Origin of the sequence: Pricia antarctica, assembly GCF_900101815.1 — a bacterium.
Taxonomy (GTDB): Bacteria; Bacteroidota; Bacteroidia; order Flavobacteriales; family Flavobacteriaceae; genus Pricia; species Pricia antarctica.
This window is the reverse complement of the sequence record NZ_FNAO01000011.1, coordinates 14,493-37,859: the sequence shown is the minus strand read 5'-3', so window position 1 is coordinate 37,859 and position 23,367 is coordinate 14,493. Positions and strand designations below refer to the sequence as shown.

The following is a 23,367-nucleotide window of genomic DNA, read 5'->3' as shown; positions in this document are numbered from 1 at the left end:
AAATTATTTTCAATGGTACAATTAGCTCGTTCGGATGCGGGTCGTATAAAAGGTTATACTACTTCCGTGCAAAGTTACCTGAATCATACCCCTGGGATTATTTCTATTGCATATAAAAGTAGCCCAATTAATTAGGCAGAAAGCTCTTTCCCAAATGGGATATTTTCATTTTAAAGGTTATTTTCCCCTTAGGCTTTTTACTTTTCGCTCTTGCATATATTTGTATGCAAGGTAGACTAACTGCGCTCCTACCAGAGCTAACGTATATTTTCTACCTTTTACCAAGGCAGCTGCGATTCCAAATAATTTTGATTTCATTTCATATTGTTTTAAAGCATTTTGCATAAATGCTGTACTGTTGAAGTTTTGTTGATAGTATAGCCGTTTCAATTTCGTTACGTCATTATAATGACGTAACGATTACAACACCATTTGAATTCGAATTTTAAAAGTAGAGAGATATCTTTGTTGTATGCAACTCAACTGCTCGAACTTTTATCCCTATTGCGATAATTTGTCAAACAGACTTCGAACAAAATTTTTTTGTCAATTCCTATTTTTTAGCTAACCGATGGAATGTTCTATTTTTTTAGGTATATCTACCAATAGCTGTCGCCAAATACCAAAGGGTTAAAATTTGAAAAACGCTTATACCTGCCCTACAGTACTGAAGATATTTTGATGATTTCAAATCGATGTATAGAGAATCCACCATTGGGTTTGGAGTATAACTACTATTTCCATCTTGAACGGCCTGGGTCGAAGACAGTCACTATTTCGTTTAGCTCAAAGATGGATGGCTAGAATGGACAAGTTTCGGCTAAATTCAGACCTTTCAATTAATAATCCGTGGAAAGGTTCTTAAATTTTAAAAACATCCTTCCTTCCTATAAAGATCACTATAATCCACACCATAGATTTCATTTGTATTACAATCCGTTGGTATCAAGACAAATCAATTCCTTGATTGAATCTAATTTTGCAACCTTACATTAACTTTTTACTATTTAAAACTTCCAATCTTAAGCGTCTGTATCCCATAAAATTTTAAAAAAATGTTTGAAATACCCGTTCATATCGTCAAGGAAAGGATGTCATTCATTCCCAAAAAATATATCGAGAATAACGATGATTTTCCTTATTTGGGCATTGAGCTATTGCAATCTATTGGACTGATGAGCTTAAACGTACCAACGGAATACGGAGGAAAAGGCCTTGGCCATGACCACGGTAATTTCGGAATTCTCAAAGCCCTTAAGCAAATTGGAGCGTATGATCTTTCTCTTGGAAGGATTTATGAGGGGCACCTAAATGCGCTTTTACTCATCGACAGATACGGGGGTCAAAATCAAAAGATGGACTATTTTCAACAAGCCATGTCCGGTAAACTTTTCGGAATCTGGAACTCGGAGTTTCCATCGGAACCATTGGAATATCAAACGTCCGGAGATGGGGGTATTTTGAAGGGAGCCAAGGTATTTTGTTCGGGGGCTTCCAACATACATAGGCCAATTGTTACCGCAGCAGGACCACAGGGCACCCGTATGATACTACTCCATATGGATCAGTACGAACTTATGGAAGATATGACCTATTGGAAACCCATGGGCATGAGATCATCCGTGAGTTGCCGTTTTGATTTCACAGGCACGGTATTTCAAGAGGATCAATTACTAGGTGGCGTCTATGATTATGTTAGCGAACCGGATTTCACCAGTGGTGCGGTGAGATTTGCCGCCGTACAACTAGGGGGTGCCGAGGCGGCGATCAGAGCTACCGCGACCCATCTCAAGAATTTGAATAGAACTGGTGCCCCGGAACAGGTATCGAGGTTGGGAAGGTTGGCGGTGCTGCGTGAAACGGGTATGGTTTGGTTAAAGCGGGCCGGGGAAGCTTTGGATAGTCGTTATGTGGATCCCTCCGGGACCATGCATCTTGCCAATATGTTCCGGACCGTCGCAAGGGATATTTGCGAGGAAGTCCTGAAAATCTGCGAAATGGCCGTCGGTCTTCAGGGAATGATGGAACCCCATCCCTTAGAGCGAATTCATAGGGATCTTAGTGTCTATCTCAAACAGCCCGGGCCCGATAGAACCATCAGCGCAATAGGCACTTCCTTTATTACTGATTATTCTTAAGACAAAATCGATGATAAATAACACCTGGATTTTGAATGCCCCTTTTTTGAACAGGGAGCGTTTGGCGGCGGATTTAGGAAATCTACTTGTTTTGGCTCCCCACCCTGATGATGAAAGTTTAGGCTGTGGTGGTCTGATCGCCTTATTAAAGGAGGCAGGTAGTTCAGTGTCCATTATTTTCGTGACCAGCGGTTCGGCATCGCATACATCAGTCACGTATCCTTCGACAACGCTTTCTAAAATAAGGGAAGCCGAAGCGATAAGGGCGTGTTCGGAATTGGGAGTACCTATTTCAGCATTGCGATTCTTAAGGGCCCCCGATTCCAAATTGGGTCAACTTCAGGAAAAGGAGGTCGATGCATTGGTCCGAGAGGTTATGGAAATTTTCGGGGTAGGTAATTTCTCGTCAATCGCGCTTCCATGGCGTCGAGACCCACACCCGGATCATCGCGTGGTGAACACCATTGGCGAACTGGCCATCGAAAAACTTCAAGCTAATGTGACAAAGTTCGAATATCCCATCTGGCTTTGGAAGAACGGAACTGAGAACGATTGGCCGATAGAAGGCGAAGCCATCCCCTATAGATTACAAATTAAACCTGTTTTTCAAAAAAAATGGCATGCGGTACAAAGGCACAGGTCCCAACTTGGTAAAATAATTTTCGATGATCCCAACGGGTTCGAACTGACCGATGAACTTTTGGAACCTTTCAAAACCGATACCGAATACTTTTTTGTCACAAAACAAGCGGTACAGACGTTGGACAGTTTATATTTCGAAAAACTGTATTCCCGACAGGTGGATCCCTGGAATTTTAAGAATAGCGAATACGAGCTCGGTAAATACAAAAGATCTATAAAGATATTGGGTCACCACAACTTCGATTCCGGACTTGAGCTTGGATGCTCGGTTGGCGTACAGACCGGATTGCTATCCGAAATCTGTAACCAGTTGACCGCTGTTGATATCAGCGAGGTTGCCATTAATGAGGCGAAAAAAAACTGTTCGGGAAAAGCGAACATTATTTTTAAAACTATGGATATAGTAAAGGAATTTCCCCAAGGTAAATTCAATCTCGTGACCTGCTGTGAAATCGGATATTATCTAACTAGGGAACATCTTGAACAATTGTTCCTCAAAATTTCGGACGCGCTTTTACCCAACGGCAGACTTTTGCTGGTCCATTGGACACGCTTTGTGCCCGATTATCCACTGAGCGGTGATGAAGTGCATAAGAGTTTTGCGGCCTTTGCAAAAAGGAAAGGGCATTTCAGCGAAATCGTGTTAGAACGTAAAGAAAACTATGTACTACAAGTATATCAAAAGGTTTCCGATGAAAGGGAAAGATAGTTTTCGAGTTCTTGACAGGCGCGTTGTATTTCAATTTTAGGATAACGTTCTCGCCAGCTCTCCAAACTGTCCAAATCTTTTTCCAATCTAAGCATAAGGGCAGAGTCGTTCCGAAATTTAAGGATACAGTCAACCAAACGCTCTTTTTCTATTCCGCTTCGTCGAGCGGCCGCCCAAAGGTCTTGCTGTTCATTGGAGAGCGAATATTCACGCATCAATTTAAATATGCGCAGCCTTTCTAATAATGCCTCAAGACCTTCGACCTGTAATCCCGAATCTTTGTTCCCGTCCCATGTACTGAGCTCCGCTCCAAAACCCCAGGGGGCACGGGGCACGGTACGTCCCGAGGTCGTCATTAGGGTCATTGGGCAATGTCTAACCTTGTATCCCGCATAGACTATCTTATCGTAAAATGCAATGTCTTCACAAAAACCGAGGGGATCAATGCCCCCGATATTCTCATAGACATCCGCCCTGACTGCCATATTGGGCCCCGAGTTATTTGCGTGCCGCGGTAACGGGTTCGACTGATCGGGAACTATCGTATTTTTTAAGGAAATCCAAAGAGTGTCATAGTGCTTTTTCAGCGCCAATACTCTTAAAGCGTTACTGGGAATACCTGCCGTATCAATATCGATTTGTCCACATATAAGACCATATTCGCTTCCGATGTAGCCGAAGATGTTGGCAAGCCAATAGGGGTGGGCAACGGAATCGGCATCTGTCATGGCGATATATCCCTCCCCGTTTGCAATTCTGGCACTGGCGATGCGCATCAGCACCCGGCGGACTGCGCCCACATTGTTGACTTCCGGGCTTTTTGTTTCAAGAACCGAAAGTTTTAGGTCTGGGAAACGCGACAACATTCCTATACTGGTTTCATAGGTAGCATCGGTACAATTATGGCAAAGAATTAAAATTTCGAAATCGTTCCAATCGATTCCACGGGCATAGACGGTTCGCTGACCGGCGATAGATTCAATGCATTTTCCGATTAATTCCTCTTCGTTATGGGCAGGTATGGTGATTACAATCTTAGGGTTAACTTGCCTAGGGGGAATCCCTTTTCCCAAAATATCGGCGATAGTATCAAGTTGAGCACAATTGCCAACATCAAAGTAATTTACTTGGTTCTGATCAGGGATAGTTTTCATTATAGATTCCAAGAATTTAGATTTTACAGCGAACCGAATTCAGTCCTCCTACGTTCGCGATGTCGTCTAAACTCCGAGGGTTTGACACCGTATTCTTCACGGAACATTTTGGAAAGATAGCTAGGGCTTTGGTAACCGATAGTAGATGCAATGGTCGAAAGTGTTTGATCCGTATTGATCAATAACGTTCTTGCACTTTCCAAACGTTTTTCCCTGATATATAGATTGACGGTCTTGCCGAACAGTTCCTTAAAACCCTGTTGAAGTTTATTATCGTTAAGTCCGACCTCCGATGCAATTTCACTTATTGTCGGAAGATTTTCCAACCGTTCCTCTATCATGTGTATTGCCTTGAGCATTTGATTTAGTTCTGATTTACGTAGCAGGGTTTTCTTGCCTTCAGACTTCAGGTCGTCTTGAAACTGGGTGATTTGAAGAACCAAAATCCTATACGCCAAACCTTCGAGATGTAATGATTTAAGCCAATCTCCCTCAGGGTATTTATCCCATTCATCAATAATTCGGGATAGTTCCAGAGAATAGAAACCATCGTGATAAAAAGTTTTTTTTGCGGTAATATCATTGAGCATATCCCGCCAAGAGGGTACAATACTAAATGGTTTACAATTTATTTTTGATTGGAAATCTTTCCTGTTCAATTCCAGACTATTATAAATGGTCAGTTCGCAGGCTTTAAATCGGATGCAATGACCATAGTGTGCAGAACTGGCAACGATGGCATTTTTATATTTTGGAATGCTGTGCCATTCCGATTCTTCGGTGAATTGGTGCTGTAGTTCCCCTTCCATCGAAAAAAGAAACTTGACCGGGTGCACCTTATCGACAGTGTATTCGATGGTAACATCCTCTTTAAACCTACATTCATAACGGATGAGACCTAGACCATCTTTGAAATCCGTCCCGACTATGATACCTTGACCGTACTCATCAGGGATCCGCACGTAAAATATGCCGCAACTCTCCAAATAATCCGTTTCGAGTTCGCGGGCAAGGTCCGAGATTACCTCTTTTAGGGGAAGCGAACTTACAATGAAATTTTTCATGGGTATGATTTACTGCTTATACAATATGACATTTAATTGGCACCTTTCCCTAGCGCAATCAAGATTAAATATGACCCGTTCGCTATCGTAACGTAAATTGCATCAATAGTGACATTTACACCGCTTTATTAGAGCTAATATTACCGTTAGACACGAATGTAATGAAATCAATTCTAAACTTTTTTTATACGTCTTGGGGATATATTGCTTTGATACTATTGCTCTGCATAGGTATACTGAAAGCTCCATATATTATTTCTATATTTTTAATAGGATTGATATGCTGTATATGCCTTTTGGAAGCTATGAAGTTCAAGCTTTGGCTCGGATTCCATAAACCTTCGGACGTTCTGGTGAACGAAACTCGACCGATGGTCTCCGTACATTTGGCCATATGTAACGAACCACCGTACATGGTAATATCGACCCTCAAGGAAATTTTAAAACAAGAGTATGCCCAAATTGAGATTATCGTAGTAGATAACAATACAACGGAAAGGGATAGTTGGGTACCCGTCGAAGATTTTTGCAGTACACTACCTAATGTCCGGTTTTTTCATCTAGAAAAATGGCCGTTTTTTAAGTCAGGGGCGCTTAATTTCGCAAGAAAGGTCACCCATAGAAATGCTGAATTTGTGTTCGTTATCGATGCGGACTATCGGCTAACTCCCAATGCACTTGAACTTGCGGTGTCCAATTTTGATCGCCCGAACACGGCATTGGTTCAATTTCCCCAGGCCTACCAATGTGATAGCAAACGTCATGTTCCGCTCATAGCGGAGTTTGATCATTTTTTTGATTTTTATTGTTTTAAAGCGGATACCTGCCACGGTGCCCTGGCGACCGGCACTTTGAGCCTCATAAAGATTACCGCACTTGACAAGGTAGGCGGATGGCCTACAAATTCCATTACCGAAGATGCCGAACTAGGCGCGCGCCTACAGGTTGCCGGCTATGATATCAAATATGTACCCCGTATTATAGGCAAAGGCATAGCGCCCATTGAGCAAGAAGACTTCATAAAGCAGCGTAAGCGGTGGATATTCGGAAACGTACAGACACTTATGAACTATTCGATGCGCCCTTGGCACAATTTCGAGAAATGGGTTTCAGGAGTTTCCCAATTGACCGCATGGATAAATATGTTGGGTATGCCCATTCTGATACTACTATGTTGCCTGATGCTCACTCCATGGTTAAATCAGGCAACCTTTGTTCACCTGTCCGGAGGTGCATATATCGCTTATTGGATTTTTATACTTTCCAAGATCGTACAGCTACAGTTGGATCAGGGTCGTCGAGGTGCCGGGGCCTTCCGTACGTTTCTCATTCACTTTTCCAGCCTTGATATCGGGGCCTTCGATTGGTGGCCTGCGATGTGGGGAAAGAATCGACCTTTTATTAGAACGAACAAGAATAAAGTCCGTTCTGATTATAAAGTGAACCTGCTCTATCCGTTTCTGCATCTGTCGCTTTTCTTCTGTGCCTTGGGTTTTGACTCTATCATAATCGCCGTTAATGCATTTACGTTCGCCACGCTCCATGTCATGGCCACACGTTTCGACTATCTATGCCGTGCCGGCACAAATTCACAAATTGCATTGAACTTAAAATTACATTAATGAAAATAGCCATTATTGCCCATTGCCTTCATCCCATTCGGGAACCTTTCGAAGGGGGGCTCGAGATGATCACTTTCCTTTTATGCCGTTCCCTTATGGAGCGTGGACACAAGGTTCATTTATTTGGCCACAGAGATTCGCATGAAAGTTTCCATATAAAGGCTATCCCTACGGATAAATTATATCCAAGCGCGTTTTTTTCGGAAATGTCAGCAATGGGACAGGATGCTGTCGCCGTTCGCGAACTATTGGCCTATACTCATGTAATGCAGCAAATTGCAGAGGGTGATTATGATTTGGTGCACAATCATTCATTGCACTATATGCCGATACTAATGGGCAATTCCCTCGGTATTCCTATGGTCACATCTATTCACACACCCACCTTTCCCTATCTGCAGCTTGGGGCTAACGGAGTGAAGGGAAACGAGCGTCAGACCTTCACCATGGTAAGCAAAAGTTTAGCAAATACATGGAACAAAATGATTCCGTCGGCGACGGTCGTTTACAATGGGATCGACCTGTCCCATTGGGAACCGGTCCGTGAACCCTCGTGTGACTATGTGCTGTGGTATGGAAGGATATGTCCGGAAAAAGGTACGGACTTGGCAATCAAAGCCGCACTACGAGCTCGAATTCCAATTATATTGGCAGGCCCTGTGAGCAACAGAGACTATTTCAATACCCGGGTGGCACCGCTATTGGAAGAAGCAGGGGTAACGTATATCGGACATATAGAACAGAAGAAGTTGGGACCATGGTTAGCGAACGCATCGGCCCTATTATTCACAAGTACTTGGGAGGAACCCTACGGACTGACTTTGGCGGAATCCCTCGCCTGCGGAACCCCGGTAGTTGCCTTTGAAGGCGGAGCAACACGCGAAATATTGACCGATGCCTGCGGTATTATAGTGCCTAAGCACGATAGTGAAGCAATGGCATCGGCTATACACACGATACCTAAATTAAATCGTTCGGATTGTAGGAAAAGGGCCGAGAACTTCTGCTCTCATGAGCTTATGGTGGAGGGCTATTTGAATATTTACAACCGTCTTTTAGAACAAAAGGAATATATAACATATAGGGTACCATGATAGGCTATTATGCACATAGCCAGGGTTCCGGACACTGCAACTATGCCAACCTTTTTTCAAAGATATTCGGGAAATCGCTAACGGTATTTACCGATAGGAACCACGCCTTCGATAGGGGAACGGACGTTGTGATGCTTGAAAACGAAGACCCAGACGGTAACGAATATCAGCGTAGCTGCTTCCCCGAACCTCGGGCCTTACATTATGCCCCTGTAAATATTGGAAAAATCACCAGAAGGAACAAAACCATTCTCGATAACGTATTGAAAAGAAACATTTCACTGCTGATAATCGATGTAAGTGTCGAGATGGCGATGTTGGCCCGTGTCAGTTCGATTCCATATGCCTACGTCAGACTGCAGGGAGATAGGAATGATATCCCGCACTTGAACGCCTTTGAAGGCGCAAGTTTCCTATTGGCCTATTTTCCCAAGGAAATGGAGTCTGTGGATACCCCATCATGGATAACCAACAAAACTGTTTATTTCGGGTTCTTGTCCAAATTTATGTTCGATAAGGGTGTAAACAAAAGGCCTGTCGAATTTAGAATAGGCCTTAAACCTATTCTCCTGCACTTGAACGGATTCGGTGGTACTCGTGCTTTTGACTTTGGAAACCTTCCCAAACGCTATGATATTTATGTTATCGGACCGGGACGCGGGGGGAGCGATAGGCGCTCCGGAATTGAGTATATCGGTGTCGTAGACGATACCAGAGCATTTATAAATCATGCCGATCTCATCATTGCCGCATGTGGCTTAAATACAACTTCGGAGCTACTCTCGCTTGGAAAGCGGTTTGTAGCGTCCCCGGAAAAAAGACATTTCGAAGAGCAGGAATATATAGCAAGGAATCTCGATAGGCTCGGTTGGGCCATAGATTTTTCCAAATATGGATGCCTAAATACCGCAGTAAGGGCCCTGTCAAATATCCAGCAGAAAGATCTGCCACGTATTAGCCTTCACGAGCTTGAGGCTTTCAAGGCAAAATTGGAATTTTTCGGGTATCGGGCGGACAAATTAGCGTACGAACATTCCCGAAATTTAGCCCATCAAGCACTCGGAAATAGCTATAAAAATAAGAATACAAAAATCGAACTATCCGCGATATGAATCCGTACAGTGTCATCATCACACATTATGAGAGGGAAGGCAACCTCAAAAACACGTTAAAAGGTTTAAATCGACAGAGCGTTTTGCCAACAGAGGTTATTGTCATCGAAATGGGCCAAGGTTTACATCTTGAAAACAATTTTGAATTCCCCCTCAAAATCGTCAATTTCGAAAGGTTTTGGGAATTTATGCCGTTGGCGGCAGCACGGAACCTGGGTGCGGAACATAGCAGCACGGAGCATCTGGTCTTCTTGGATGTCGATTGCATACCTTCCGATAATTTCTGCCAGAAAATTGTGGCCGCTAGCGCTTCAAGGAACGCTTTGGCCATGGGGTCTCCACGATACATATTACATAATAATCCCATGGGGTTTTGCGTGAAGGAATTACGGGAGAATAGTATCTTCCATCCGTCCAGGCCTGAGGTGAACGGAATTGTGAAAGAAGAATGTTACGAACTTTTTTGGAGCCTCTGTTTTTCCCTATCGCGCGAACTGTTCGAGCGCATCGGGGGATTCGATGATAGGTTCGAGGGTTATGGCGCGGAGGATACCGATTTCGCCTTGGAAGTGAAAAAAGCGGGGATTCCCTTTTACTTAACGGATGCCGAGGTATACCATCAACAACATCCTATCTATGTTCCGCCGTTGAATCACTTGGAACCTATCATCAAAAATTCAAACCTTTTCTTTGCAAAATGGGGGTACTGGCCAATGGTGGACTGCCTTCAGGATTTTTCGGATATGGGCTACATCCAATGGCAAGGGAACAAGGATACTCCGATAACCCTTAAACGAAAACCAACTACTCAGGATATAAGGGAGCGGTTAATCAAGAATGCGCCCTATCGCTAATTATCAATCGTGTTTGACAGGGAAAAGCTTAAGGATTTTGGAAAAAAGGTGCCAATGGGTCGCCCCGGACAATCGTTGGAGGTAGGGCCCGCATATGTTTTTCTCGCCTGTCGCGACAGTAGTTACATGACGGGTCAAGTTCTGCATATCAACGTTGGCGAAATTATTGGTGGCTTGGCTACATCCATAAAACTCCAAAAAGACCTATCGACTACTGGACTCATTTGATCCTGTCTTCCTTTATCCCCATCAATTTAACCGAATATACAGTTCTTGATAGCGTTTCATAAAAGTTCCTTCGTACCAGAATTCAAAATAAATGGTATTGGGACCATTCCGCTTTTAGACAAAATCGATAGGTATCAAACTTTATTTTTACGGTATTCCTATGGAAGAATTGAATCGTTTGCATTTTTTAATAATTCTAACGATCAAAAACACCTAATACGTTACCCTTTTTGTTCCGTAGGCATAATATAAACATCATTTACATTGGCACGCTCAGGTTGTTCCAAGGCATAGTAAATAGCGTTGGCGATATCCTCGGGCTCGAGAAAAGTCATTTTTTGCATCTCCTTCATTTCCTTTTTAATATCTTCGTCGGTTATAGTTTCCATCAACGACGTGGTAACCGCACCAGGTTCAATGGAGGTGACATTGATTCCGTACTTCGGGGCAAGTTCTTTTCGCAAGCCCTCTGAGAACATCTTTACGGCGACTTTCGTTGCGCAATATACCGCACCTCCAGGAAAATAGCCATGGGCTGCACTCGAAGAAATATTTATGATATGGCCTTTCTTATTTTCAATCATAGTGGGTAGAACGGCTGCGACTCCGTTCAGAACACCTTTGATATTCACGTCAATCATTTTTTCCCACTCATCGGTCTTTAACTTTTTTATATAGGATAGCGGCATTAGCCCTGCGTTATTTATCAGGGCATCGATGGTGCCGAACTCATTCAAGGTTTTTTTTATCAGATTTTCATAGTCCGATTTTTTGGTTACATCGCCCGAGACAACCAGTGCCTTTCCGCCCTTTGAGGTGATTTTTCTCTCAAGTTCTTTTAACTTACTCTCCCTACGAGCTGTCAATACTACTTTGGCACCCTTTTCGGCCAATTTCATGGCTGTTGCTTCGCCGATTCCACTTGAAGCACCAGTGATAATGATAACTTTGTTTTTTACATCCATAAGAGTTTAGTTTTGAAAAGAATTTAAAGTATAGTTAAATATCTCAGTTCAAAAGGTAAGGGCTTGACTAATTCAAGATAATTCTTGACTTTAAATTTGAAAGGTCGATTAATCTGTCACATATTTTGGAATTGACAACGTCTTCGGGGGGCTTTTGCCGTACAGAAGTTGCCTTGGAAAAGAGACGGGATTCAATAGTAAGGAGTAATGGACGATTCGTTTCATAGTGATTTATTCCTTCGGGCGACTGTAGCTCCGATTTAAAGAAAACAACGACAATTATGCGAATGTCCAAGCGCTATTTATATATAACGGCGCCAGCAATCTGTTTGTGGATGATGGTATTCAGTAGAACGATTCTTTACCGTTTTAGAAAGAGGACGCTATAACTTTCGTACTTAGCAATCAATTAGCTTTTCAAGACGTTTTGAAGCAAAATCCAAATGTATTGAAGTAAACTTCGGATAGTTTAAATCCTACATTCCCAAAGTCTTTGTAAATCTATCCAATTTTATAAGTAAAGACCTATATAAGCCGTAGACGGCAGCGGATACTTTCTGCCTCAAATTTTCGAAAGTAAGGGACTGGATTAAAATGGTAGGTCACAGTTGTGCCTGCGATACCTTCAATACCAAAAAATTTTAAAAACAATGCTATGGAAACAATGAATAAAAATGGATTCAGCACAGTTAATCCTGCAAACGAGAAAAATCTAAAGAGTTATACGCACATGACGGATAAGGAAGCGGGGAAGGCCGTAGAAAAATGCCACGAAGCTTATAAGGAATGGCGACAGTATTCCGTCGACGAGCGTGGTAAAATTATTGAAGCTATCGGAAAGGCGTTACAAGAACGAAAAAGTGAATTCGCTGAGCTAATGACCCAAGAAATGGGGAAGCTTTTAAAACATGGCGAACAAGAAATCGATTTATGTACAGGTATATGCAAGTATTCCGCCGCGAATGCGGCAGAACAATTGGCCGATGAAGAGCGTGAACTACCCGAGGGTGGAAAAGGCATCATTACCTACTCGCCTATCGGGGTAATATATGGGATACAACCGTGGAACTTTCCAGCCTATCAGGTGGTTCGATATTCCATAGCCAATCTAATGGCAGGTAATGGTGTCCTCCTAAAACATGCCGAAAACGTTACTGGTTCCGCATTGATGCTCCAAGAGATTTATGAAAGTGCCGGTCTTCCGAAAAATCTGTTCACTGTACTAATTATTGACCACGATCAATCCGATACGATTATTGAAAATGAACTCGTTCGTGGGGTTACCCTTACCGGAAGCGAGGCGGCGGGAAGACATGTGGCTGAAAAGGCAGGTTCGGTTCTGAAAAAAACCGTTATGGAACTCGGTAGCAATGATGCCTACTTGGTATTGTCCGATGCAGATATTCCCATGGCGGCAGCTACCTGCGCGAATGGACGTATTTATAATAACGGCGAGACCTGCGTTGCCGCCAAACGTTTTATCGTGGTCGATTCTATTTATGACGAGTTTAAAAAAGCCTTCGTAGAACGTATGAGCAACATTGAAATGGGTGACCCCACTGATGATGCAACCGATTTGGGACCTATGGCGCGTAAGGATTTACGGGATAAACTGGCTGACCAAGTCAAAGATAGCGTCGAAAAAGGAGCAAAGATTTTAACCGGGGGGGAAGTACCCGACAGGGAAGGTTATTATTATCCATCGACCATTCTTGCAGACGTAACCAGTGGTCAACCGGCTTACGATGATGAACTTTTCGGTCCCGTTGCATCGTTGATTCGTGCCAAGGATGATGAAGATGCCATGAGCATAGCAAATGCCAGTCGTTTCGGTCTTGGAGGAGGTATTTTTTCAAAGGATGAAAACAGGGCCATCCAGTTGGCGAAGCAACATTTCGATACCGGCATGGTGTTCATCAACTCTTTCGGACTGGCACAGCCCAATATGCCCTTTGGTGGCGTAAAGAACTCAGGATACGGACGGGAACATGGCGGTTTTGGTGTTCGGGAGTTCGTAAACGTCAAATCGATAATGAAATTGAATTCGAAATGATTTAGTGCAAACGAGGTGTTTATTTGTTCAAAAATTTCATTATCATAAAGAACAGGCATTATGAGCCTTCGATATTTCGCCATGATGAACATATAAACACAATAACGAATCAGCCCGAAAGCAATTAAGCCTGCGAGCCAAGGGGCGGGACATTCTTGTAAGAACGAAAAAGCCTCTGCGGTTCTTTTCACTTCTTCAGATTCCGCCCCGTTCGCAGCCTTAAAAAAGAAATAGGAAACAAGACCGCCTAAAATCTCCCTAGAGATTATGCCTTGATATCCAAGCCACTAATAGTTTTTTTGGTAGTGCGGTAGAAAGGCTGTGCTGGCACGGCAATAGAAAAGATAAAGGTCGAATAACCGTGTCGTTATATTTCATATTAAAAATTTTTAAGCATATATCGTGTTGTTCTGAGTCATTTTTAGCGATGGTAATGGAGAAGTATACGATGTCATTCTATTAAGAAATGAGGCCAATGTTTTGGGAGTGCAATATAGCTGTGGCGCTATTCTTAAAATAACAAGTTTCAACTTTTAAAGATTGTATGTTGTCTAAAGCCTCTATTACAGTCGTTTTTTGGTTGCGGCCAGTACTGCGTATGTAGACCGCTTTTACGTTAGTCGGAAACATTTTAATAATTTGTTCATAGATAAAGGGATCTTTTTGGCTATCGTCTCCCAAGAGAATGAACGTCAATTCGGGATAAAATTCGAGAAGATGTTTTATTTTACGGAACTTATGATTATGGTTGCCCCCCCCGGTAAACAGAAAATCGCCGAGGCCGGACTTTAAGTCCTTTAATTTTAGAACAGCTTTCGGCATATCGTTCAATTTTGTAAAATGCACGATAAAATTATAGAGATTCCATTCGCTGCTCGATACGTAGAAAAAGGCGTTGATTCCATTTTCCGCTGTTCGTCCTGCGACACTGAGCATTTGATAGTGTCTAACGACGCCCTCGAAAATTTTACGTTTGTATACATTGCGGGTCAGCAACACATATATTTTTTTAAAGAAATTATCGGAATGGGAAATAAGAAAGGTGTCATCGATATCTGAAATTAAAGCGTAACCACCAGGGAAGGGTTTGTTGAACTCACCTGTTTCCTCCACGGGTTCACCATTCAAATTTGCGGTAATCGTAAACGTATGCCATCCGCTCTTTATTTTTTTCGGGTAGGGTAGGGCGATACGAAAGTACCCGTTCGCCAAAGTTTTTGTTGTTGCGGTGATGTCCTCGAATCGGAAGCTTATAGGTATGTCGCCCAAAGTCTTGATAGTGAACATCCGCAAAACGGAATGGGCATGATGTAGACGTTTCCCCTCCAAATTGTAGCTATCGGGAGTATTTTTTTTAAAGACATGTCCAAAAACAACGATTTCCTGTTCATTGGCATATCCGCGATAAACTGTTAATCTCCGTTTCATGTGCACCTTGGATAAAGAGCGTTTTAAAAATAATAGATACTTAAACAATTCATAAAATGAATGCGAAGTTAAATAAAGTTCTATTGGTAATAAACCCGGTTTCGGGCGATACCGATAAGACACCGATCATTGATATGATTACGGATTCTTTAGGAAAGGAAACCGAATACTCAATGTACACAACTACAGGAAAGGAAGACATCGACAAACTGCGTAAAAAAGTAAAAGCTTTTCGACCAGATCGCATTTTGGTGGTTGGGGGTGACGGCACTATTAAATTAGCCGCCCAGGTCTGTCACGATCAAAATGTGACTATCGGTATTATTCCCGCTGGATCCGCCAATGGTCTGGCAACCGATCTAGAACTTCCCCAAAACCATGAAAAAGCACTTACGGTGGCCATGGGCGATCAGATTAAGAGTATAGACGCCTTACGTATACGAGAATCGATCGGTCTACATATATGCGACATGGGCATCAATGCGGAACTTATTAAAAATTATTCTGATAGCGCGGTGCGGGGCCATTTTGGGTATTTGGTGAACAGTATTCCAACACTTTGGAAGACCGAGTCTCCCTATCGGTTTAGCATAGCGGCAAATGGCGTAAAGCGTGAAGTCGATGCGGTAATGGTGGCCTTTGCCAACAGCAAAAAATTCGGTACGGGAGCACTGGTTAATCCAAACGGAAAGATTGACGATGGAAAATTTGAAGTATTGATTTTTAAAGAGCTCAATTTTTTCGAGGTACTGAAAACACTGAACGGCAATATCGACATGACTTCCGATTTTGTTGAGGTCATACAATCCACCGAGGTTCGGGTCACCACTGAAAAGCCGGTTTCCTTTCAGATAGATGGGGAATTCTATGACGATATAGAAGAAATAACCGTTACTATTCTTCCTGACTATGTCGCCATTGCAACCTGATGACGAGAGATGCGCTAACCTATTTATGCAGTCCGGCCTTTTTATTTCTTTGGGTTTGATTAACCCCAAATTACCTATAATTTTAGGGGAAGGTTTAAAAGTGAAAGGTTTTCAATAATCAAAAAAATATATAGATTCAGGTACCTCGCGCAAGTGCCTTGCGGACTTGCCATTATGATGATTTTTTTTGAATGTAGGTTAGGTTCAGATTCATAAATCTAATTACTTGACCTAATGGACTTAAATTTCTTATATTGTTTGTCCGACAGAATAGATTTTAGTTGTTTTTTCCTCTCATCACCGATGGAACGTAATTCGTTAGGACTGGCACCACCGAGGTTTTTTTGATACATATGCATTGCATTTTGATAATCATCTATCTGTCGGGAAGTCATCTCCAAGTCGGCGTAAAGTTGGGTAAGGTCAACCCAATCTTCGGATGAATCATGCGTAATTAGATAGTTCATATTTGCATTTCCTCCCGTAGCTCCATTTGAGGTCGCGTTTGGTACATTTTTTATCTTTTGGGTATAGGTACTCCGTATTGTAGTATCCGTAAATTCTTCGCTGGGCATGCTTTCAGTTTTTTGTAAATTTGTTAATTCGGCCGAATCTTCCGAACTTTTGTTGTCTGATTTACAGGCGGTTATTAATAGAATATTTAATATTAACAAAACGAGCACCGGTATATTTGTGTACATGCCTCCTCGGCTCGCAGTCGAATTTGAATTCTTATTTTTCATATTACAAGGTATTGAAAACGAGAAAGGATGATTAACGCAAAAAATTCTCATATTGATTGAATCGTACGATGGCATGAAATTTATTAAATCCATTGTTAGTCTTGTCGAAAAGGACTTGCCCGCGAACAGTTGAACCAATGTTAGTTGCTAGTTTGCTAGCTTCAGATTTTCCTTCGGAAAGTCCTCGCCCGCAAACACGCAATTGTTTTTATCCAAAAAAAAGAGACTTCAATAATTACGAATACCACCTTCAAATTTTCTATGATATCGACGATGAGATTCCGCGTAAGTCAGGTTCGGAAATTTTTGATAACTCTACAGAATTTAAAGACAGAGCAAATACTGAGAATAATGCAGATTGGAAAGAATTCTTGAATGATAATATTAAGGAAAGACAAGAAATCTAAGCAAAACTGATAGATTTTCTTTTGTCCCGATTGAAGTTCAGGAGCCATTTATTTGAACTGTGTTTACACTTCTTTGGCCAGCCATACGAAAATCAGGGCGCCATGCCATTGCTCAGGCCTATAAGAACGGCCAATCGATACTTTCTTGGATTTCTTCCGGTGCCTGGTCGCTACCTACATCACCGATTACATTGTGTTTGATGTAGTTGTTTTCAAGAAATATTGAAATCCTTTCCAAGGTTTCATATGGGCCCTTTATCTCGATCTTTTTCATAAATGCAATGATTGTTTCTTATGTGTACTATAATGCCATTTATTGCGGAAAATTGTTGTGCCAACGATTAACCGCAAAATAAATAGAGGATTTACATAGTCCCGCTATATAATCTGTTCACTCCGATTTTCATGGCTATTTCAAAATGGCTCGGTACGTTCCCCATAATCCAGCATTTTGCGGTTTCCGTTCAGGTTCCGAGCAACCGCAATTATGTTTGGAGGCTGTGTACACAGATAGGCCTACGTTCATTTCATCAGATAACATTTTGGTGTCTCTTGGTAGATTTTCTTTCCACCGCCCCAATACTGCCAGGAATACCTTTGGCTAGCTGGGCATGAACATTATTGAGCACTCTACCTATCCTGAATTTTTCGGTTATAGTCGCAGTGAAGAAAATTTTTAGGTTCCGCTCCCGGACCGAAGGTTAAGGATACATCCGATTTATGGTGGGGATTAGTGCAAGGGATAGGAAAAATAAACCGATTATGTAAACTTTGGCTCCTTCAGTTATCGATTATTTGAACGTTTACAGTAGGAATTTCTACCTTATATACTTCAAATAATAAAACATACCAACAGCGGCACTTATCAACAACACTACGAAAGAAATCACCCCTAAAGCAGAAGGTAAGCTTGTAAGCGCGCCGTACAGTGAAAGCATAAAAATTCCGGAATTAATCAGCACCCATGGCTGGGGACGTTCGAACGGCCACTGAAAAGGGCACTACCAATTTGGTATGGGGCGGGAAATGGCGCGTTGGAAAAACACCTAGTGAAGAAAGCTTTATTGTACCGTTGTTTTGAAAAACCAATAGGGCACATGTTATACTAAAACTGTTCCTTGAAAGGATGAGGCTCATGATGGCCCACGCCTTTTCCGATTCTTGCAATGCGCTTATTTAAAATATAAATTCTTTGAAATAATTTAAAAGGCATAAAATAAAAAGACAGGGTCGCCCCTGTCTTTTCCCCAAATCATTACCATGAACTTAACCTACTTATGTTATGGTTCTTCAAATGTAATTCAATGGTGTGTGAAATGGCCAGATATTGGTTGAACTGCCGGATTCTGCGTCTTATGGGGCCATGTTCAAGTGTGAACGGAATTTGATTTACAATTATCAGGGCTTTTGAGATGAATATGATATTAACGATCATGAAATGATGGATGCGCGCAAGTGTATGGTATGATTGGATTAAATTAATTCTCTTTGAGGTCAGAGTATAGCTTTCCCATATGCTAACTTTACTTAATATTAATCTTAAAAAATGTAATTATGGCAACACCTGATAAAAAGAAAAATCAGAAAGAGGACAAAAACAAAAAAAGCGGTTCTGGGTCCGATAAGAAAGGTCCCGGCAAAACCGCTCCTAAAAAAAGTCCTTCCAAAAAATAAGAGGCATCTCATATTTTTTAGTCGAAAAAATGGCCCGCAGAAAATGCTGGGCCTTTTTTATGGATGAAAAAGGTAAATCGAAAACGGTCGTCCAAACGTACTTCGTGAATTTTCACATCATTTTCTAGATTTTATATCAGTAGAATATTTATGAGATAGATTCATAGGATGTTTAGGAACCAATGTATCGAGACGCCCTGGCTTTTTACCGTTCATCGATCATATGTCCGCACTGCAAGATCTAAATCATGTTTTTTGCTAAATTCTCCAAGTTTGTCAAGTTTGTCAAGTTTTCCTCTTTTGACATAGCATAAAACGCAGAAGGAAACATTTTCCATTTTGACGTTGTTTTTCCTGTTTCAATTTGAGTCTTAATCCGATGTAAAAAATTGACAGCGATTTTTTTAACATTGATCTGGTGCCCTTTTAACGAATTCCATAATAGGGCACCGAATAGGGCACCGCGACAGATAGTCCTATTTGATATCAAATGAATACAAGGAAAATAAAAAAGCCTGTAAATCAACGATTTACAGGCTTTTTGAATACTAATGGAGGTCTTAAAGTGACCTGGCCGGGGCTCGAACCCGGGACCCTCTCCTTAAAAGGGAGATGCTCTACCAACTGAGCTACCAGGTCAATATCTGCTAAAAAGCTAAAAAAATACTTTCGAAATTAATTAAAATGCTTCCCTTTAGCGGCTGCAAATATAAGATCAATAATTAATTTTGCAAGTCGATTTGAAGAGAAATTTCGGTTTTCTTTGAAATGAGGCTAAAATGCGTCATTTTTACAAAAATAAAGAAGGTGAAAATAATATTGTTGGGGTATATGGGAAGTGGGAAAACCACTGTGGGAAAGCAAGTTGCTGAACGGTTAAAACTACAGTTTTTGGATCTTGACGATTTTATTGAAAAAAAGGAAAAAATGTCCATTGCGAATATTTTCGTGAGCAAGGGAGAATTGTATTTCAGGAAACAAGAACACATTCACCTCAAAGAGGTGCTGCAGCAGCAAAATAATTTTGTGTTATCGGTAGGAGGGGGAACGCCATGCTACGGCAAGAATTTAGAAGTTATTTTAAACAGCTCTAAAACCGTATTCTATCTCAAAGTTCCCATTGCAGAATTGGCACAAAGATTATCCGAACAAAAAGCCCAGAGACCTTTGATTAGTCATATTCCCGATGACGAACTTCCCGAATTTATTGGCAAACACCTTTTCGAACGTAGTCGATTTTACAATCAAGCCCATGAGGTAATTGATTGCGGAAGTAAAGAACCCGAGATTGTGGTAAATGAAATTGTGGGTAAGCTGGGTAAAATTTTTTAAAATGAAAATGAACTTTCGATCGTCACCCGTCATTGACTCTAAGAACTCATTTCGACTTTTCTTTTACCTCCGACTATCACATTTTGAAACCCTATTTCCTCCTCATTTTTTAAAACCGTAGCTCTACTATGCTGTTAAAGAATGACTTCATCTCACCTCAAAAGCGGATATTATCGGTTCCAGACAATACCTCTAAAAGAGTTCTAAGCGTAGCCAAAGTGCCCCTTACCAAATAGCTCATTTCTCAGATTTCAAGCGCAGCTCGTTCCCATTAAGGAATTGGAATTTGGTGCTTAGAATTTTAGTCCAAATACACCATGTCGTTTTTGGCCTTGAACTCCACATGCACATGTTCTTGCAACGAGGTAGATAACGAAATGCCTTTATAATCTGCTTTTACAGGATATTTTTTATGGTTGCGGTTCACTAACACCGCTGTTTTCAACTGTTTTAAGGGTGTTTTTAGAAAGTGGTGCACTCCGTAAATCAGTGTAGTGCCCGAGTTCAGTACATCGTCTACCAAGACTACGGATTTATTACGGTATTCTGCTTCGGGTATCGAAGTTTCAACACCGCTTTTTAAGGGGTTGGCCTTGTCCATGACCATTTTACAAAGCGTTATTTCAGCTCCCGTAATTTTTAGTAGTACGGTCTGTAGTTTTTTGGCAAATTGTAAGCCCCCACCATCGATGCCCGCAATGATGATCTCTTTTTCCTCGACATTGGCCTCATAGATTTGGTAGGCAATGCGGCGTATGGTATGCTGTATTTGTTGGTGAGATAATATTTTGTTGTCCATGGATGCGATATTTGCTTCTCAAAGATAATTGGCTAGATGCTATTTACACTAATTTAGGCTCATTTTTTTATGATTTGGTACGAAATGGCAGGCTTGAAACGGATAAAGTGGATGTAAGGTGATTTGCTACTGCGGAGCTTGTCGGAATGTTCTCGATGAGATGGCCTAATACATCATAAATCTCGGAAGGATGTTTGAGCCTGACGCTGTTCTCACGGCTAATTCCGTTAGCCCTCTCATGGGGTATTAGAGGGAAGCTCCCCATCCAAATAGCCCTCAATATCCCTTCTATCCTTTTTCGTTGGCCGTCCCGTGCCCTGTTTTCTGTAGTGTTCCTTGGCTTTTTTTAGGAGCTCGCCATGCTCGTAGGCTTCCTTGGGTGTAGTATCTTTTCGGTACATATCGACCAGTTTGGCCCCAACACGGTTTGCGGGAATATCGAGTACGGTGAGCTGTAGGTCGATCTGGTTTTTACGGACAATGATTTTATCCAAATTAAAGACTTCCCGCGATGGTTTGGCGACCTGATCGTTGATTTTCACCTGTCCCTTTTTACAGGCCGTGGAGGCAATGCTTCGGGTCTTGAAATAACGGATGTGCCAAAGGTATTTGTCGATACGCATGATATAACTAAAATTCTTTGTTAAGCTCACGGACAAAAGTAAGGGAAAATTGTATCTTGCCGCCTTTAAAAACGAATGCATGACCATGAGCCGAATAGTTTCTTTTTTAGTATTGGGGTTTCTTATAGTTTCCTGTAAAAAGGATGATGAAGGTGCCCCACCGCCAACGCCGCCAAGACCACTTGCGGAAGTAGCGGTGGAAGACGAAGCAAAAATTCAGGAATATTTAGAGACCCATTTTTATAACTATGAGGAATTCGATAGTATCCCAGAAAATTTCGATTTCAAAATAAAAATCGATACCATAGCTGGGAATAATGCAGACAAATCTTCATTAGCGGAAGATATGACCTCGGAAACTATCACAGTGTCTTCAAGCGATTTAGGATTATCTGAAGGTGGTGATGTGCCTCTTAAATATTACTATTTAATAGCTAGAAAAGGACAAGGTGGAAGTCCTACGGTTGCTGATTCTACCTTCTTTAAGTATGAGGGAGTAAAATTGAACGGTACCTTGTTCGATTCTTCCGAGTCTTTCAATTGGAGATATTTACCGAACTTTTTACGTGGTTTTTCCATCGGAATTTCAAAATTGAATGCCGGTGGTAAAATTATTGTTAACGACGACGGAACAACTTCTATAGAAAATACGGGAATCGGAATGATTCTTTTCCCTTCTGGTCTGGGCTATTACAACTCACCAAGAGGTAGTATAGCGCCATATGATCCTTTGCTGTTTAAATTGGAACTAGGCCTTTATGTGGAAAATACCGATTTTGATAATGATGGTGTGCCCTCTATTTTAGAGGATGTTAATGGGGATGGAAATGTTAATAATGACAACAGCGATGGGGATTTTACCCTTACTCAATCGGGAAATAGACCGATTTATAACCATGAAGATACGGATGATGATAATGATGGTACACCGACACGAGAAGAAGTTACCTTTGATGAAGCAGGCAATCTCATAATGCCCCTACCGGATGAGGACAAAGACGGTATCCCTGACTATCTCGATCCGGATACCAAATAGTTGCAAATTGAATCCAAAGTAAATAAAATAGCCCCAACAGTTCGCTGTCGGGGCTATTTTTTATCAGTTCCTTCAATGCTATAGGCGCTTGTAAGACAATGATCAGCACGCTATAGTTTGAGGGACACCGCAAAAATAACCTGCGACGGCCGAGAATCCACCCGACCAGAAATATCGGTCACATTCTCGCCAACAAATTGAGCTTCGTTCTCCGAAAGGCCTCTTTCGTAACGAACATCAAGTCCTAATCTGCCCAAATCGATACCTGCGCCGATGTGCAAACCTACGGTAAAGTCCTTTTCGGCATCGTTGATATTGAAATTTTCTAAATCGTTGCTCAGCATATACTGAAATGCCGGGCCAGCGAACACATGTAGGGGTCCAATAATTCGGACACCGAGCAGCACGGGAAGATCAAGTCTTGAAATATCGTACTTCGTGCCGCCCTCGAAGTTATAGGCACTTTGTGTCTTGGTGTAAACAAGTTCTGGGCGAAGGTAAAATCTGGAAAATGCCAGTTTGCCAAAAACACCGACATGATAGCCGACTTTACCCTCCGAACCTTTGATGATGTCCTCGGCAGCATTGCCTACCGATTCAATGGTAAGGTCGCCATTTTGGTTGTAGTTGAGTCCGGCTTTGATTCCGAAACCTGAATCCGATTGTGAAAAGGCAGCGATGCTGAACATAGCAAACGCTGCCACTAGCAGTGAATTTTTCATATAGTTCTCGTTTTTGTTAGTATCAAGATATCAAAAACG

At 41.8% G+C, this 23,367-nt stretch carries 22 protein-coding genes, 1 tRNA gene and 1 pseudogene; 12 read left to right on the top strand and 12 right to left on the bottom strand.

What is annotated here, in order from left to right; translation table 11 throughout:
• Positions 1–177: 177 nt before the first annotated feature.
• On the bottom strand, positions 178–345 hold the full coding sequence (locus tag BLT07_RS21115) for a hypothetical protein (RefSeq protein WP_175455370.1): 168 nt from the start codon (positions 343–345) through the stop codon (positions 178–180).
• 710 nt (positions 346–1,055) lie between these two features.
• Here BLT07_RS21115 and BLT07_RS18770 point away from each other — a divergent pair.
• Both BLT07_RS18770 and BLT07_RS18765 read left to right on the top strand, forming a co-directional pair.
• Positions 1,056–2,138, top strand: coding sequence for an acyl-CoA dehydrogenase family protein (locus BLT07_RS18770; protein ID WP_091873588.1), 1,083 nt, complete (start codon positions 1,056–1,058; stop codon positions 2,136–2,138).
• Positions 2,139–2,148: 10 nt separating this feature from the next.
• Positions 2,149–3,489: a bifunctional PIG-L family deacetylase/class I SAM-dependent methyltransferase gene (locus BLT07_RS18765; protein WP_091873584.1), complete on the top strand. Its 1,341-nt coding sequence runs from the start codon at positions 2,149–2,151 to the stop codon at positions 3,487–3,489.
• Here BLT07_RS18765 and BLT07_RS18760 read toward each other — a convergent pair.
• Together BLT07_RS18760 and BLT07_RS18755 are read right to left on the bottom strand one after the other, a co-directional pair.
• A complete protein-coding gene (locus BLT07_RS18760) occupies positions 3,459–4,643 on the bottom strand; it encodes a glycosyltransferase family 2 protein (protein ID WP_091873580.1) in 1,185 nt (394 codons plus the stop codon). The two genes, BLT07_RS18765 and BLT07_RS18760, sit on opposite strands and share 31 nt — an antisense overlap.
• Before the next feature lie 23 nt (positions 4,644–4,666).
• Entirely contained in the window at positions 4,667–5,707 is a 1,041-nt protein-coding gene (locus BLT07_RS18755) for a helix-turn-helix domain-containing protein (protein WP_091873577.1), read from the bottom strand.
• A gap of 305 nt (positions 5,708–6,012) precedes the next feature.
• Here BLT07_RS18755 and BLT07_RS18750 point away from each other — a divergent pair, with 305 nt between their 5' ends.
• Genes BLT07_RS18750 through BLT07_RS18730 form a run of 5 tightly spaced genes read left to right on the top strand, consistent with a single transcriptional unit; the run spans position 6,013 to position 10,617 of the window.
• On the top strand, positions 6,013–7,329 hold the full coding sequence (locus BLT07_RS18750) for a glycosyltransferase family 2 protein (protein WP_175455369.1): 1,317 nt from the start codon (positions 6,013–6,015) through the stop codon (positions 7,327–7,329).
• On the top strand, positions 7,329–8,423 hold the full coding sequence (locus BLT07_RS18745) for a glycosyltransferase (RefSeq protein ID WP_175455368.1): 1,095 nt from the start codon (positions 7,329–7,331) through the stop codon (positions 8,421–8,423). Before BLT07_RS18750 ends, BLT07_RS18745 begins: the two co-directional genes overlap by 1 nt.
• Positions 8,420–9,535, top strand: coding sequence for a hypothetical protein (locus BLT07_RS18740; protein WP_091873566.1), 1,116 nt, complete (start codon positions 8,420–8,422; stop codon positions 9,533–9,535). The genes BLT07_RS18745 and BLT07_RS18740 overlap by 4 nt, the downstream gene beginning before the upstream one ends.
• The gene (locus BLT07_RS18735; protein ID WP_091873561.1) at positions 9,532–10,389 is read left to right on the top strand and encodes a glycosyltransferase family 2 protein; all 858 of its coding nucleotides are present in this window, start codon (positions 9,532–9,534) and stop codon (positions 10,387–10,389) included. The genes BLT07_RS18740 and BLT07_RS18735 overlap by 4 nt, the downstream gene beginning before the upstream one ends.
• Before the next feature lie 9 nt (positions 10,390–10,398).
• Positions 10,399–10,617, top strand: coding sequence for an SDR family oxidoreductase (locus tag BLT07_RS18730; protein ID WP_317040782.1), 219 nt, complete (start codon positions 10,399–10,401; stop codon positions 10,615–10,617).
• 221 nt (positions 10,618–10,838) lie between these two features.
• Here BLT07_RS18730 and BLT07_RS18725 read toward each other — a convergent pair whose 3' ends face one another.
• Positions 10,839–11,582, bottom strand: coding sequence for an SDR family oxidoreductase (locus BLT07_RS18725; protein ID WP_091873553.1), 744 nt, complete (start codon positions 11,580–11,582; stop codon positions 10,839–10,841).
• 655 nt (positions 11,583–12,237) lie between these two features.
• On the opposite strand from BLT07_RS18725, the gene BLT07_RS18720 reads away from it, so the two are divergent.
• Positions 12,238–13,635, top strand: coding sequence for an NAD-dependent succinate-semialdehyde dehydrogenase (locus BLT07_RS18720; RefSeq protein ID WP_091873549.1), 1,398 nt, complete (start codon positions 12,238–12,240; stop codon positions 13,633–13,635).
• 80 nt (positions 13,636–13,715) lie between these two features.
• Here BLT07_RS18720 and BLT07_RS21765 read toward each other — a convergent pair.
• Both BLT07_RS21765 and BLT07_RS18715 read right to left on the bottom strand, forming a co-directional pair.
• A pseudogene (locus BLT07_RS21765) lies at positions 13,716–13,901 on the bottom strand (DUF1206 domain-containing protein); the annotation flags it as partial.
• A gap of 193 nt (positions 13,902–14,094) precedes the next feature.
• On the bottom strand, positions 14,095–15,063 hold the full coding sequence (locus BLT07_RS18715) for an App1 family protein (RefSeq protein WP_091873544.1): 969 nt from the start codon (positions 15,061–15,063) through the stop codon (positions 14,095–14,097).
• A gap of 56 nt (positions 15,064–15,119) precedes the next feature.
• Between BLT07_RS18715 and BLT07_RS18710 the strand changes: the two genes are divergently transcribed.
• Complete coding sequence (locus BLT07_RS18710; RefSeq protein ID WP_091873541.1) at positions 15,120–15,992, top strand: diacylglycerol/lipid kinase family protein; 873 nt, start codon at positions 15,120–15,122, stop codon at positions 15,990–15,992.
• A gap of 218 nt (positions 15,993–16,210) precedes the next feature.
• Here the strand turns inward: BLT07_RS18710 and BLT07_RS18705 are convergent, their stop codons facing one another.
• The gene (locus tag BLT07_RS18705) at positions 16,211–16,567 is read right to left on the bottom strand and encodes a hypothetical protein (RefSeq protein ID WP_139205171.1); all 357 of its coding nucleotides are present in this window, start codon (positions 16,565–16,567) and stop codon (positions 16,211–16,213) included.
• A gap of 305 nt (positions 16,568–16,872) precedes the next feature.
• Here BLT07_RS18705 and BLT07_RS21110 point away from each other — a divergent pair, with 305 nt between their 5' ends.
• Complete coding sequence (locus BLT07_RS21110) at positions 16,873–17,142, top strand: hypothetical protein (RefSeq protein WP_091873533.1); 270 nt, start codon at positions 16,873–16,875, stop codon at positions 17,140–17,142.
• A gap of 118 nt (positions 17,143–17,260) precedes the next feature.
• On the opposite strand, the gene BLT07_RS21105 is transcribed toward BLT07_RS21110, so the two are convergent.
• Positions 17,261–17,416 carry a hypothetical protein gene (locus BLT07_RS21105; protein ID WP_175455367.1) on the bottom strand — a complete coding sequence of 52 codons (156 nt, stop codon included), beginning with the start codon at positions 17,414–17,416 and terminating at the stop codon, positions 17,261–17,263.
• Positions 17,417–19,382: 1,966 nt separating this feature from the next.
• A tRNA-Lys gene (locus BLT07_RS18690) sits at positions 19,383–19,455 on the bottom strand.
• A 168-nt stretch (positions 19,456–19,623) separates the two neighbouring features.
• Here BLT07_RS18690 and BLT07_RS18685 point away from each other — a divergent pair.
• Complete coding sequence (locus BLT07_RS18685; RefSeq protein ID WP_245726601.1) at positions 19,624–20,148, top strand: shikimate kinase; 525 nt, start codon at positions 19,624–19,626, stop codon at positions 20,146–20,148.
• A 301-nt stretch (positions 20,149–20,449) separates the two neighbouring features.
• Here BLT07_RS18685 and BLT07_RS18680 read toward each other — a convergent pair whose 3' ends face one another.
• Both BLT07_RS18680 and BLT07_RS18675 read right to left on the bottom strand, forming a co-directional pair.
• Positions 20,450–20,947, bottom strand: a complete 498-nt coding sequence (locus BLT07_RS18680) for a phosphoribosyltransferase family protein (protein WP_091873524.1) — start codon at positions 20,945–20,947, stop codon at positions 20,450–20,452.
• A gap of 236 nt (positions 20,948–21,183) precedes the next feature.
• Positions 21,184–21,570 (bottom strand): RNA-binding S4 domain-containing protein, encoded by a 387-nt coding sequence (locus tag BLT07_RS18675; protein WP_091873716.1) that lies wholly within the window; start codon positions 21,568–21,570, stop codon positions 21,184–21,186.
• Positions 21,571–21,655: 85 nt separating this feature from the next.
• On the opposite strand from BLT07_RS18675, the gene BLT07_RS18670 reads away from it, so the two are divergent.
• Positions 21,656–22,606 carry an FKBP-type peptidyl-prolyl cis-trans isomerase gene (locus tag BLT07_RS18670; RefSeq protein WP_139205170.1) on the top strand — a complete coding sequence of 317 codons (951 nt, stop codon included), beginning with the start codon at positions 21,656–21,658 and terminating at the stop codon, positions 22,604–22,606.
• Positions 22,607–22,716: 110 nt separating this feature from the next.
• Here the strand turns inward: BLT07_RS18670 and BLT07_RS18665 are convergent, their stop codons facing one another.
• Positions 22,717–23,328: a porin family protein gene (locus BLT07_RS18665; RefSeq protein ID WP_091873515.1), complete on the bottom strand. Its 612-nt coding sequence runs from the start codon at positions 23,326–23,328 to the stop codon at positions 22,717–22,719.
• Positions 23,329–23,367: the final 39 nt, after the last annotated feature.